This window comes from Eikenella halliae, assembly GCF_001648475.1.
GTDB lineage: Bacteria > Pseudomonadota > Gammaproteobacteria > Burkholderiales > Neisseriaceae > Eikenella > Eikenella halliae.
This window is the reverse complement of record NZ_LXSQ01000030.1, coordinates 110,489-123,552: the sequence shown is the minus strand read 5'-3', so window position 1 is coordinate 123,552 and position 13,064 is coordinate 110,489. Positions and strand designations below refer to the sequence as shown.

Sequence of the window (13,064 nt, the reverse complement as noted above, 5' to 3'; positions counted from 1 at the left end):
TTTCTCGCCGTAGTTCAATGGATAGAACGTATGCCTCCTAAGCGTAAAATACAGGTTCGATTCCTGTCGGCGGGGCCATGATGAAAAGGCTACCTGAAATTTTCAGGTAGCCTTTTTCTTGTCTGCCGTTTGTAGGAAAGAGGTTAGCCCGTATTGCGCAAGCCTTGTGCCACGCCGTTGATGGTGAGGTGGATCAGGTGGACGAGCTGCGGGTTGCCCGGGTACTGGCGCAGGCGGGCGAGCAGGGCTACCTGAAGCCAGTTGAGCGCGTTCAGGTAGGGAATGCGCAGGGCGAGGGAGCGGGCGAGGCTGCGGTTGTCGGCCAGCAGCTGGTCGTGCCCGGTCAGCTGCAGCAGGGCGCGGCGGCTGCGTTCGAACTCGCCTGCAATGCGCTCAAACATGGCTTGGGCGGCCTGCGGCTGGTCGGCCAGGCCGACGTAGGCGCGGGCGATGTCCAAATCCGCTTTGGCCATCACTTGCTCCATATTGGAGAGCATGGCTTGGAAGAAGGCGCTGTGCCGCACCATATGGTGCAGGCGTTCGAGGTTGGTCGGGTTGTCGCGCAAGAGCTGTTCGACCGCGCTGCCGAAGCCGTACCAGGCAGGCAGCATCAGGCGGTTTTGCGTCCAGGAGAACACCCAGGGAATGGCGCGCAAATCCTGTATCCGCGCCAGGGTTTTGCGGCTGGCGGGGCGGCTGCCGATGTTGAGGCTGGCGATTTCGTTAATCGGGCTGGTTTGCAGGAAATAGCCCACGAAATCGGGATGGGTGATGAGCTCGCGGTAGTAGGCGAAGGCGGCATCGGAGAGCGACTGCATCAGCGCGGCATCGGGCTCTTCGGTGCGGTGCGGCAGCAGGCTGGCTTCCAGCGCGGCGGCCACCAAGGTTTCGAGGTTGCGCTCGGCGTTGTCGGCATCGGCGTATTTGGCGGTGATGACTTCACCCTGCTCGGTGATACGGATTTGCCCGGCCACGCTGCCGGCGGGTTGTGCCAGTACGGCTTCGTAGGAAGGGCCGCCGCCACGCCCCACGCTGCCGCCGCGCCCGTGGAACAGGCGCAGGCGCACTTGGTGTTTGGCAAACAGTTTCACCAAAGCCTGCTCGGCTTGATACAGCACCCATTGGCTGGTTACATAACCGCCGTCTTTATTGCTGTCGGAATAGCCGAGCATAATTTCCTGAATATTGCTGCGGCCGGCGAGCAGGTGGCGGTACCACGGCAGGGAGAAAAGATGATCCATCACGCCGATGCAGTCTTGCAGCGCTTCGATGGTTTCAAACAGCGGCACGATATTGAGCCGGCTTTCAGGTAGCCCTTCGGTGTTTAGGCGCAACAGGCCGGTTTCTTTCATAATCAAGGCCAAGGCCAGCATTTCGCTCACGTTTTCGGCATTGGAGATGATGCTTTGGCGGATGGCTTCCTCGCCGAATTGCGCTTTAATTTCGGCCGCGGCGCGGAAGATGGCCAGCTCGTGTTCGGTATCTTCGCTGTATCGGGCAAACGGGCTGTAGAGCGGGCGCGGGGAAGACAGTTCGCGCAGCAGCACGCGTTCGCGTTCGGTTTCGTTTAGCGCAGCGAAGTCTTCCAAACCGGCAGCGGCAAAGAGCCCGGCCACCACGTCGATATGCTTTTGGGCGTGTTGGCGCAAATCTAGCGGCATCAGATAAAAGCGGAACACGGAAGCGGCACGGATCAGGTCGGCCAGGCGGCCGTCGGCCAGCGGGCGGCCGCCGTTGGCGCACAAGGAAGCGTGTACGGTGTGCAGGTCGGCTAAAAATTCTTCAACCGTATTATACGGTTCGAGCAGGCCGAACCGGCTGCCCAGTCCGCTGCCGAAACGGTGGGCGGTGGCCACGGTGCGGGCGAGGATGTAGGCCAGGGCGCGGCGGTAGGGTTCTTCTTCGCGGGCGCGTTCGGTGTCGGGCGATTTGGCCGACAAAGCCAACACTTCGGGGCTCACGTTTACGCGCCGAACCGACATCGGCAATTCTTCATACAGTTTGTAGAGCTGGCTGCGGTAGAAGCGGAACACGGCGCTGGCCTGTTGGGCGAAAGCGGTGCGCAGGGTGTCGGCGGAAACGAAAGGGTTGCCGTCGCGGTCGCCGCCGATCCAGCCGCCGATGTGCAGCACATTGGGTAGGCGGGTGTGTGGGTAGGCTACCTGAAGAGCGGCCTCCAGCTTGCGGTATACGCCGGGCACGGCGCTGAAGAAGCTGAGCGGGAAATACATGATGCCGTTGCTGATTTCGTCGGCCACCGTGATTTTGAAATGGCGGTTTTCATTGGTTTGCCACAGCGTCCACAGCATGGTTTGCACCTGCTGCTGCAAGCGTTCTTCGTTTTGCCCGGCCTGGTTGGCGCGTTGGTCGAGCAAGTTGCGGATTTGGCGGTGCAGGGTGAGGATGGTTTGGCGCTGCACTTCGGTGGGGTGCGCGGTAAGCACAGCGGCCACTTCGGTGTGGTTCAGCTGCTGCTGCAAGGCTTCAGCGCTCACGCCTTGCTGTTGCAGCAAGGCAAGGGTGTGGCCGAAGGTGGATTTGGCGTTGTCGCGGGTTTGGCTGTGCGCCTGGCGGCGGCGTTGGTGGTGGGCGTCTTCGGCAATATTGAGGATTTGCGCAAACAGGCCGCAGGCGCGGATGAGGTCTTCCAGCTGTTGGTCGTTGAGCTGCGGCAGGCTGCGCGACACCACGTCTTGCGGTGCTTCGCCGCCCAGCAGCGCGGCCACGGCTTCTTGCACGGGGCGGTCGGTTTGCGCGGCCAGCACGGTTTGCAGCGCGCCGGTGAGGAAGGCAACGTCGTCGAAGAGCGGCGCGTCTTTGTAGGGGTGTTGGCCGGAAGGTTCGGGCATCATGGGGTATTCCTTTGCGGATTTTTGAAATAGAAAAGCGTTGGGATGGGAATCTACACCCAATCGGGGGAAAACGGCAAACGCGGGGCGGGGAGGAGACTACCTGAAACTTACCGGAGCCGTACGGCCCGTATTCTGTTTTGCCTGCCTGTTGCTATTTTCAGGTAGCCTCTGCGGGGCGGGAGGAAAATAGGGAAAAGGCTACCTGAAAACCGGATTTCTGTTTTTCAGGTAGCCTTTGTTTGCCGCTGCAAGAGCCTACAGCGCGGCTTCGTCCCGCTCGCCGGTGCGGATGCGCACCACGCCTTCCACCGGCAGGATGAAGATTTTGCCGTCGCCGATTTTGCCGGAGTTGGCCGCCTGCACGATGGCTTCCACCGCCTGCTCGACCATGCTGTCTTCCAGCACGATTTCCAGCCGGATTTTGGGCAGGAAATCCACCGCGTATTCCGCGCCGCGATAGATTTCGGTGTGGCCTTTTTGGCGGCCGAAGCCTTTCACTTCGGTTACGGTCATGCCGTTTACGCCGATATCGGTGAGCGCGTCGCGCACGTCGTCGAGTTTGAACGGTTTGATGATGGCTTCGATTTTTTTCATGGGTTTTGTCCTCGTGTGAACCGGCGGCAAAGCTACCACAAGCCCGCAGCGCTTTCAATCGCCCGTTCCGCCGACAGGACGGGGCAGATTTGGCGTATAATCGCGCCTTTCCCAACCCCTCTCATGCGAGTCTGCCCATGCCTATCCTCTTCCTGCGCGGCGAGCGCGCCCTCTCCGGTTTCCGTGTTGAAAAACTGCTGCAAAAAGCTGCTGCCTTGGGGCTACCTGAAGCCGAAATCCGCAGCGAATATTGGTATTTTGCCGATTGCGCCGAACACTTGAATGCGGCAGATGCGGAAAAGTTGGAAGCCTTGCTGGCGGGGCAAGTGGCATCGGAGTTGCCGCAGTCTTCAGGTAGCCTGCATCTGTTTCTCATCACGCCGCGCATCGGCACGATTTCGCCTTGGGCGTCCAAAGCCACGGAAATTGCGAAAAACTGCGGCTTCACCCCAATCCGGCGCATCGAACGCGGCATGGCAGTGTGGCTTTCAGGTAGCCTTTCCGAAGTGCAGAAACAGCAATGGGCGGCTTTGCTGCACGACCGCATGACCGAATCGGTGCTGCCCGATTTTCAGGCGGCCGCCAAATTGTTCGCCCGCCCCGAAGCGCGAACGTTTGACACGGTGGACGTGCTTTCAGGCGGCCGCGCCGCGCTGGAAAAAGCCAATGCCGTCTTGGGATTGGCGCTTTCGCCCGACGAAATCGATTATCTGCTGGACAATTATCGGGCTTTGAAACGCAATCCGTCTGACGTGGAACTGATGATGTTCGCGCAGGCCAACAGCGAACACTGCCGCCACAAAATCTTCAATGCCGACTTTATCTTAAACGGCGAAAAGCAGCCCAAATCGCTGTTCCGCATGATTCGCGACACGCACGAAGCCGCTCCGGCCGGCACGGTGGTGGCGTATAAGGACAACGCCTCGGTAATCGAAGGCGCGAAAATCGCCCGTTTTTATCCCGATGCGGCGGCCAATCAGGGCTACCGTTTCCACGAAGAAGATACCCATATCCTGATGAAGGTGGAGACGCACAACCACCCCACGGCGATTGCGCCGTTTGCCGGTGCGGCCACGGGCGCGGGCGGTGAAATCCGCGACGAAGGCGCAACCGGGCGCGGCGCTCGCCCCAAGGCCGGCCTCACCGGCTATACGGTTTCCAACCTCAATATCCCCGATTTGAAACAGCCTTGGGAAGGCGGCTACGGCAGGCCCGCCCACACCGCCTCCCCGCTCGACATCATGATTGAAGCCCCCATCGGCGGCGCGGCGTTCAATAATGAATTCGGCCGCCCGAACCTGTTGGGCTATTTCCGCACCTTCGAAGCCGAGTTTGACGGCCAAATGCGCGGCTACCACAAGCCGGTTATGATTGCCGGCGGTTTGGGCAATATCCAGGCGGAACAAACGCATAAACACGAAATTCCCGCAGGCGCGCTGTTGGTGCAGCTCGGCGGGCCGGGCATGCTCATCGGTTTGGGCGGCGGCGCGGCTTCGTCTATGGACACGGGTGCGAACGATGCTTCGCTCGATTTCAACTCCGTGCAGCGCGGCAACCCCGAAATCGAACGGCGTGCGCAAGAAGTGATCGACCGCTGCTGGCAGCTCGGCGCGGCCAACCCGATTATCGCCATTCACGACGTGGGTGCGGGCGGTTTGTCCAACGCCTTCCCCGAATTGGTCAACGATGCCGGGCGCGGTGCGGTATTTAAGCTGCGCGATGTGCCGTTGGAAGAGCACGGGCTGACACCGCTGCAAATCTGGTGCAACGAGGCGCAGGAGCGTTATGTATTGTCGATTCTGGAAAAAGATTTGGATGCTTTCCGCGCCATTTGCGAACGCGAGCGCTGCCCGTTTGCCGTGGTCGGAACGGCTACCGACGACGGGCATTTGCAGGTGTGCGACGATTTGTTTGCCAACAAGCCCGTGGATTTGCCGCTGAACGTATTGCTCGGCAAACCGCCCAAAACCACACGCACCGATAAAACGCAACAGCAGCCTGAAAAACCGTTTTCAGGTAGCCATATCGATTTGAAGGAAGCCGCTTACCGCGTATTGCAACTGCCGGCCGTGGCCGCGAAAAACTTCCTGATTACCATCGGCGACCGCACCGTCGGCGGCTTGACCCACCGCGACCAAATGGTCGGCCGCTGGCAAACCCCCGTGGCCGACTGCGCCGTGACCATCATGGGCTTCGATACGCATCGCGGCGAAGCGATGGCCATGGGCGAAAAACCCGCCGTCGCGCTGTTTGACGCGCCCGCTTCGGGCAGGATGTGTATCGGCGAAGCCATTACCAATATCGCGGCGGTTAATATCGGCAATATCGGCAACATCAAATTCTCTGCCAACTGGATGGCTGCCTGCGGCAATGCGGGCGAAGACGAGAAACTCTACCGCACGGTGGAAGCCGTGTCGCAGATGTGCCGGGAAATCGGCGTGAGCATCCCCGTGGGCAAAGACAGCCTTTCCATGAAGACCGTGTGGCAGGACGGTGCGGAGAAAAAATCCGTGGTGTCGCCGTTGAGCCTGATTGCCACCGCCTTCGCCCCCGTGCAGGACGTACGCAAAACGGTTACGCCCGACATCAAGCCGGTGGCAGACAGCGTGTTGCTGCTGGTGGATTTGGGGCGGGGCAAAGCCCGCATGGGCGGCTCGGCCTTAACGCAGGTATACGGCGAATTGGGCGGTGAAGCACCCGACATCGAAGCAGGCTACCTGAAAAAGTTTTACAACGTGATTCAGCAGCTGGTGCAGGAAGGCAAACTGCTGGCCTACCACGACCGTTCGGATGGCGGTCTGTTTGCCACGCTGGCGGAAATGGCGTTTGCCGGTCGGAGCGGCTTGGAAGCGAATATCGATGAATACGCGCAGGTTCTGTTTAAAGAATGGGAACGCAAACTGCCGAACGCGATTGTGGAAGAAGTGTTGCCGCTTGCCCATCTGACTGCCTTATTCAACGAAGAGCTGGGCGCGGTATTGCAGGTGCGGAAGCAGGATTTTGCCGATGTGATGGCGGCATTCGATAAACAAGGTTTGGGCAGCGCGGTTTACTGCATCGGACAGGCGCATTGCGGCAGCAATTTCACGCTTGTGAATGACGGGGAGACTTTGTTTGACCAACCCCTGGTAGATTTGCAACGCGCTTGGCAGTCCACCTCCCACCAAATCCAACGCCTGCGCGACAATCCCGCCTGCGCCGACAGCGAATTTGCCTTGCTGGCCGACAAAGGACTCAGCCGGCTGTTTGCCGATTTAAGCTTTGATGTGAAACAGGATATTGCCGCGCCGTTTATCAACAGCGGGGCTAAACCCAAAATCGCCATCCTGCGCGAGCAGGGCGTGAACGGCCAAGTGGAAATGGCCGCCGCCTTCACCCGCGCCGGTTTCGATGCCTACGATGTGCATATGTCCGACCTGATGGCAGGCCGCGTGAAGTTGGACACCTTCCAAATGCTGGCCGCCTGCGGCGGGTTCAGCTACGGCGACGTGCTGGGTGCTGGCGAAGGCTGGGCGAAATCTATCCTGTTCCACAGCAAACTGCGCGACCAGTTTGCCGAATTCTTCGCTAGGCCGGACACACTCTCACTCGGCGTGTGCAACGGCTGCCAGATGATGGCCAACCTGGCTGAAATCATCCCCGGCGCGGAGGGCTGGCCGAAGTTCCGCCGCAACGAATCCGAACAGTTTGAAGCCCGCCTGAGCATGGTGCGCGTGCCGCAATCGCCCTCGCTGATTTTGGCCGATATGGTGGGCAGCAGCCTGCCCGTGGTGGTTAGCCACGGCGAAGGCTGCGCCGATTTCACCCACTTGGGGCGAGCTGAAAACCAAGTTTCAGGTAGCCTGAAAACCGCCATGCAATATATCGACGGCCAAGGCAAGCCCACCCAAACCTACCCGCTCAACCCCAACGGCTCGCCCGATGCCATCGCCGCCGTCACCACTGCCGACGGCCGCGTAACCATCATGATGCCGCATCCGGAGCGGGTGTACCGCAGCGCGCAAATGAGCTGGCTGCCGGAAGAATGGCGCGACAGCGAACTGGCCGGCTGGTATCGGATGTTTGCTACAGCACGGAAGGTGCTGGGCTGATGAGTGGGTAGGATAGCGAAGGCTACCTGAAAGAATTTCAGGTAGCCTTCAACGGTTATCAAAACAAGTGTTTTATTGGTTTATTTGATGTTTAATTTTAGGAGGCTTGTGGAACTTATGGGTGCTCAATCTTTATTTGCCCATTTACACGCCCTGCTGGATGCTGCCGATCCGCATATCATCAACCATGCCGAGGACGGGGACGAACGGATTCCTGTTTTCCACCATGCGGCCGCACCGGCCCATGCCGACGATGCGGTCTGTTTGGCCGGCCGGCTCAATGGGGCGGGCGATGACTTGTTGGCGCTGTACCGCCGACACAATGGTTTGCAACTGTTTGCACGGAAAGACGACCCTCAGGCTTGCCTGAGCTTTTTGCCGGTTGCCGACATGGCGGCAGGCAAGGCGGCATTGGCCGACTGGTTGCAAATCGACGAAGACACGCTAGATAAGGACGAATTGGGGCTTTATACTACTGATGAAGGCGCACCGGCTTATTACGGTTTTCCCGATTGGTGGGAAAATGCCGTGGTGTTTGCCTATTTCGGCTACAGCCCCGAATGCCTGCTGATGCCCGCCGATGGTGCGTACCGCGGCAAGATTTTCATTTTCGAGCATGACGGCGGCAACGGCATTTCGCAAATTGCCGATAACCTCAGTGATTTGTTCCGCCAACTGGCTACCGACAGCATCGGTTTTTTGCGCCGTTACTACGGAATGTATTGGTACGATGCTGCCAGCTACCACCCTGACTGATACCGTGCCGGTTTTTCAGGTAGCCTCAATCATGGCGAAAACGGAGATAGGGTATGGAAACCAGGCTGCTGGTGTTAAAACCGGCCAAAATATTCGGCGATCCCAACGGGTTGGCCAACTTCCGCTTTGCCAACGGCCGGGGCTTTCCCGCATCCTACCAGCGCTTTGCCGCGCAATATGGCTGGGGCCGCTCGCTGGGCAACTATCTCGTCCATATCCCCGCCAATCCGCAATATTGCGATTCCTGGCAGCAGGCCAGGGCAGCGGTGAAATCTATCTATATCAATGAGTTAGGCGAATACGAAGGCTTTTTCTCCGAACAGCACCTCCGCCTGATGGCCAGGATGGAATTTTTTGCCAAAAGCGAATCCGGCACTTATCTGTTTTGGGATATCGAAAGCAGGCCGAGCCAAGACGAATTCGATATTTATGCTTTCGATTTCAGGGAAGAGCCCTTCTTAATCGGCCGCTCGCTAGACGAAGTTTGGTTCAACCTCACCCGCGAATCCGCCGCCACCGCCGCCCTGCGTGCCGCGCCGCGTCAGGCCGTGTTTGAAGGATTTGATTCGATTTCATAAGCGGGCAAGCCAGCCCGATATTTTTCAGGTAGCCTCATCATGAATTGGGAAACCCTCACGCAAATCGACCGCCGCCACATTTGGCACCCCTACGCCGCCATGCCCAACACCCAGCCGGTATATGCTGTGGCACGGGCGGAAGGCTGCAGCATCGAGCTGGCCGACGGCAAACGGCTGGTGGACGGCACCTCTTCTTGGTGGGCGGCGCTGCACGGTTACAACCACCCGCGCCTCAACGCCGCGGCCGCAGCACAATTGGCGAAGATGAGCCATGTGATGTTCGGCGGGCTCACCCACGAGCCGGCGGTACGGCTCACGCAGTTGCTGCTGGAATTGCTGCCGCCGGCCCTCAACCAAGTGTTTTATGCCGACAGCGGCTCGGTGGCGGTGGAAGTGGCGATGAAGATGGCGCTGCAATACCAGCATGCCGTGGGGCGGGGAAAACGCTGCCGTTTCGCCACCATCCGCGCCGGTTATCACGGCGACACCTGGCATGCCATGTCGGTATGCGACCCGGAAGAAGGCATGCATGGCCTGTTTTCGAGCAGCCTGCCGGTGCAGTATTTCCTGCCGCAACCGGCCAGCCCGTTCCATGGCGAATGGCAGCCTGAAAGCATCCGCCCGTTGGAAAGCTTGTTGGCAGCAAAACACGATGAATTGGCGGCGCTGATTTTAGAGCCGGTGGTGCAGGGGGCGGGCGGAATGTATTTCTACCACCCCGAATACCTGCGGCAGGCGCGGGCATTGTGCAGCCGATACGGCGTGCTGCTGATTTTTGACGAAATCGCCACCGGCTTCGGCCGCAGCGGCGAAATGTTTGCCTTGGAGCATGCCGGCGTGGTGCCGGACATTATCTTGCTGGGCAAGGGGCTCACCGGCGGTTATCTCACCTTGTCGGCGGCGGTGTGCACCGAGGAAATTTCCGCGGCCATCAGCCGGGGCCAAGCGGGTGCGTTTATGCACGGCCCCACCTTCATGGCCAACCCGCTGGCCTGCGCGGTGGCGGCCGAGAGCGTGGCGATGCTGCGGGAAAGCCCGTGGCGGCAGCGGGTGGCCAATATCGAGCAAACGCTGCGGCGTAAGCTGGCTGCGGCGGCGCAATGGCGTTGCGTGCGCGAAGTGCGGGCGCTTGGCGCGATTGGTGTGTTGGAGATGGCGCAGCCGGTCAATATGGCTTCCCTGCAGCCGCGGCTGGTGGAAAAGGGCGTGTGGGTGCGGCCGTTCGGGCGGCTGGTGTATCTGATGCCGCCGTTTGTGATCAGCCAGCAGGAATTGGATTTCTTGGCCGAACAGACCTTGGCGGCAGTGGCGGAGGAATACGGCGAAGCATGGCCGCAGTCCGAATAATGGGACACGCGCTGAAGGCTACCTGAAATTTTCAGGTATAGTGGATTAACAAAAACCAGGACAAGGCGGCGAGCCGCAGACAGTACAAATAGTACGGCAAGGCGAGCCAACGCTGTACTGGTTTAAATTTAATTCACTATAGCCTGTTTGCAGAGAGGAGAACAGTATGCAGAAACCAGTTTATTTTGTGAGCGGCATCGACACCGGCATCGGCAAAAGCATCGCCACCGGCCTGTATGCCAAAGAGCTGGCCGCCGCCGGCCACCGTGTGATTACCCAAAAAATCGTGCAAACCGGCTGCCAAGGCATCGCCGAAGACATCCAAACCCACCGCCGCCTGCAAGGCATCGGGCTCACCGAGCACGACCGCAACGGCAGCACCTGCCCTTATGTGTTTGCCTATCCCTGCTCGCCGCACTTGGCTGCCGAGCAGGAACAGCGCCCGATTTCCCTGGAAGTGATTGATAAAGCCACCCAAACCCTGCTGCAAAGCTACGACACCGTGCTGCTCGAAGGGGCGGGCGGGTTGATGGTGCCGCTAAACCGCGAGCAAACCCTGCTCGACTTTGCCGCCGAACGCGGCTACCCGCTGGTGTTGGTTACGTCCGGCCGCCTGGGCAGCATCAACCACACCCTGCTCAGCCTGGCCGCCGCCCGCCATGCCGGCCTGCCGGTGCACCGGCTGGTGTACAACCGCTATCCCGCTGCCGACCCCGTCATCGGCGCGGAAACCGAACGCTATTTGCGCGATTACCTGCAGCGGCATTTCCCCGAGGCGGAGTGGGCGGTGTTGGCAGAGGCTACCTGAAAACCGAGTGCAGCATTTTTTCAGGTAGCCTTGCACACAGCTTTAGCCCGAACCCCCACATATCCGCTATAATCCGCATTTCCGTTTACCCCTCTCCCCAAACCGAATCATGGGACAAAAAATCCAAGCCGTAAAAGGCATGAACGACCTCTTGCCGGTGGAGCAGAAAGATTTCAAGCTCACCGCCGCCTTCTGGCAGGCCTTTGAAAACCGCATCGGCCAATGGGCGCACCGCTTCGGCTACCGCCAAATCCGTACCCCGATCGTGGAGCAAACCGGCCTTTTCGTGCGCTCCATCGGCGAAGACACCGATGTGGTGGGCAAAGAAATGTATACCTTTGCCGACTCCAACGACACCCTCAGCCTCAGCCTGCGCCCCGAAGGCACCGCCTCCTGCCTGCGCGCCGTGGTGGAGCACAATCTGCTGTACAACGGCGGCCAGAAGCTGTGGTATATGGGCCCCATGTTCCGCCGCGAACGCCCGCAGAAAGGGCGCTACCGCCAATTTCATCAAGTGGGCGTGGAAGCGCTGGGCTTTGAAGGCCCCGATATCGACGCCGAAATCATCGCCATGTGCGCCGATTTGTGGCGCGAGCTCGGCATCAGCCAATATCTGACTTTGGAAATCAACAGCCTGGGCAACCGCGAAGAACGCGCCGCCCACCGCGCCGCCTTGGTAGGCTACCTGAAACAGCACGAAGCCGCGCTGGATGAAGACAGCCGCCGCCGTATGTACACCAATCCGTTGCGCGTGCTGGACAGCAAAAACCCCGATTTGCAGGAAATTTGCAACGGCGCCCCGCGCCTGGCCGATTACCTCGGCGAAGCCTCCCGCGCCCACTACGCCGGTTTCAAAGCCCTGCTCGACGGTTTGGGCATTGCCTATGTGGAAAACCACCGGCTCGTGCGCGGGTTGGACTACTACAACCAAACCGTGTTTGAATGGACCACCGACAAACTCGGCGCCCAAGCCACCGTGTGCGGCGGTGGCCGCTACGACGGCCTGATTGAAGAACTCGGCGGCAAACCCGCCCCCTCCATCGGCTTTGCCATGGGCGTGGAGCGGCTGCTGCTGCTGGTGCACGAATACGGCAATCTGCAAGCCGATGCCGCACCCGATATTTACGTGATACACCAAGGCGGCGATACCCTGCTGCCCAGCATGCAATATGCCGCCGCCGCCCGCGCTGCCGGTTTCAGCGTGCTGCAGCATTCCGGCAGCCAGAAACTGGCCGCCCAAATGAAAAAAGCCGACGCCTCCGGCGCCAAAGTGGCGCTGATCGTGGGCGAAGGCGAGCTGGCCGAAGGCAAAGCCAGCCTCAAAGATATGCAGCAAGGGCGCGGCCAAGTGAGCGTGCCTGCTGCCGATTTGCTTCAACAATTAAACGAATGGATACGCTAAATGGCTGTTTATGATTTAAAAGACCAAGAAGAAATTGAAAACTTCAAATATTTCTGGCGCAGCTGGGGGCGTTGGCTGTTTGCCCTGCTCGTGGTGGCCGCCATCGGCTACTTCGGCTGGGTGATGTACAGCAGCCACCAGCGCAGCGTGAACAACGAAGCCGTGGCCGTGTTCGACCAGTGGGCGGAAAACCAGCAGGCCAACAAGCCCGCCGAAGCCGCCAAACTGCTCACCCAACTGCAAAGCCAATATCCGACCAGCATCTCCGCCGCCCAAGCCACCCTGATGCAGGCTGGTGCCGCCTTCGATCAAGGTAAATACGACGAAGCCATCGGCCACCTGAACTGGGTACTCAAATACCACCAAGAACCGCTCATCCGCGCCATGGCCATCCAACGCCTGGCCACCGTGCAGCTGCAACAGCAGAAATACGACGCAGCCATCGCCACCCTCGGCATGAACACCGATGAAGCCTATTCCGGCATCCTGCTGGAAACCAAAGGCGACGTTTACGCCGCACAAGGCAAACGCAGCGAAGCCGCCGCAGCCTACAAACAGGCGATGGACAAACTGCCCCAAGACGACCAAGGGCGCGAGTTTATACAGCTGAAAATCGACCAGCTGAACTAAGAAGAC

The 13,064-nt window shown here is 59.6% G+C and carries 9 protein-coding genes and 1 tRNA gene; 8 read left to right on the top strand and 2 right to left on the bottom strand.

What is annotated here, in order from left to right; genetic code table 11:
- Positions 1 to 3: 3 nt before the first annotated feature.
- Positions 4 to 78 (top strand) — tRNA-Arg (locus tag A7Q00_RS12225).
- Positions 79 to 143: 65 nt separating this feature from the next.
- Here A7Q00_RS12225 and ppc read toward each other — a convergent pair.
- Positions 144 to 2,852, bottom strand: a complete 2,709-nt coding sequence (ppc, locus tag A7Q00_RS12220) for a phosphoenolpyruvate carboxylase (protein ID WP_082887862.1) — start codon at positions 2,850 to 2,852, stop codon at positions 144 to 146.
- Positions 2,853 to 3,107: 255 nt separating this feature from the next.
- Complete coding sequence (locus tag A7Q00_RS12215; protein ID WP_003823108.1) at positions 3,108 to 3,446, bottom strand: P-II family nitrogen regulator; 339 nt, start codon at positions 3,444 to 3,446, stop codon at positions 3,108 to 3,110.
- A gap of 137 nt (positions 3,447 to 3,583) precedes the next feature.
- Between A7Q00_RS12215 and purL the strand changes: the two genes are divergently transcribed.
- The 7 genes from purL to A7Q00_RS12180 all read left to right on the top strand — a co-directional run bounded on the left by purL (position 3,584) and on the right by A7Q00_RS12180 (position 13,058).
- Positions 3,584 to 7,537 carry a phosphoribosylformylglycinamidine synthase gene (gene purL / locus A7Q00_RS12210; protein ID WP_064090800.1) on the top strand — a complete coding sequence of 1,318 codons (3,954 nt, stop codon included), beginning with the start codon at positions 3,584 to 3,586 and terminating at the stop codon, positions 7,535 to 7,537.
- A gap of 117 nt (positions 7,538 to 7,654) precedes the next feature.
- A complete protein-coding gene (locus tag A7Q00_RS12205; protein WP_064090799.1) occupies positions 7,655 to 8,293 on the top strand; it encodes an SMI1/KNR4 family protein in 639 nt (212 codons plus the stop codon).
- A gap of 53 nt (positions 8,294 to 8,346) precedes the next feature.
- Entirely contained in the window at positions 8,347 to 8,871 is a 525-nt protein-coding gene (locus tag A7Q00_RS12200; protein WP_156503826.1) for a hypothetical protein, read from the top strand.
- Between the two features lie 39 nt (positions 8,872 to 8,910).
- A complete protein-coding gene (gene bioA / locus A7Q00_RS12195) occupies positions 8,911 to 10,218 on the top strand; it encodes an adenosylmethionine--8-amino-7-oxononanoate transaminase (RefSeq protein WP_064090798.1) in 1,308 nt (435 codons plus the stop codon).
- A 166-nt stretch (positions 10,219 to 10,384) separates the two neighbouring features.
- On the top strand, positions 10,385 to 11,026 hold the full coding sequence (gene bioD / locus A7Q00_RS12190) for a dethiobiotin synthase (RefSeq protein ID WP_064090797.1): 642 nt from the start codon (positions 10,385 to 10,387) through the stop codon (positions 11,024 to 11,026).
- Between the two features lie 109 nt (positions 11,027 to 11,135).
- Complete coding sequence (hisS, locus tag A7Q00_RS12185) at positions 11,136 to 12,428, top strand: histidine--tRNA ligase (protein ID WP_064090796.1); 1,293 nt, start codon at positions 11,136 to 11,138, stop codon at positions 12,426 to 12,428.
- The gene (locus A7Q00_RS12180; RefSeq protein WP_064090795.1) at positions 12,429 to 13,058 is read left to right on the top strand and encodes a YfgM family protein; all 630 of its coding nucleotides are present in this window, start codon (positions 12,429 to 12,431) and stop codon (positions 13,056 to 13,058) included.
- The last annotated feature ends 6 nt before the right edge of the window (positions 13,059 to 13,064 follow it).

Coding starts and splice junctions, on each gene's coding strand:
- ppc (WP_082887862.1), bottom strand. CDS start 2,852: ATGATGCCCGAACCTTCCGGCCAACACCCCTACAAAGACGCGCCGCTC.
- A7Q00_RS12215 (WP_003823108.1), bottom strand. CDS start 3,446: ATGAAAAAAATCGAAGCCATCATCAAACCGTTCAAACTCGACGACGTG.
- purL (WP_064090800.1), top strand. CDS start 3,584: ATGCCTATCCTCTTCCTGCGCGGCGAGCGCGCCCTCTCCGGTTTCCGT.
- A7Q00_RS12205 (WP_064090799.1), top strand. CDS start 7,655: ATGGGTGCTCAATCTTTATTTGCCCATTTACACGCCCTGCTGGATGCT.
- A7Q00_RS12200 (WP_156503826.1), top strand. CDS start 8,347: ATGGAAACCAGGCTGCTGGTGTTAAAACCGGCCAAAATATTCGGCGAT.
- bioA (WP_064090798.1), top strand. CDS start 8,911: ATGAATTGGGAAACCCTCACGCAAATCGACCGCCGCCACATTTGGCAC.
- bioD (WP_064090797.1), top strand. CDS start 10,385: ATGCAGAAACCAGTTTATTTTGTGAGCGGCATCGACACCGGCATCGGC.
- hisS (WP_064090796.1), top strand. CDS start 11,136: ATGGGACAAAAAATCCAAGCCGTAAAAGGCATGAACGACCTCTTGCCG.
- A7Q00_RS12180 (WP_064090795.1), top strand. CDS start 12,429: ATGGCTGTTTATGATTTAAAAGACCAAGAAGAAATTGAAAACTTCAAA.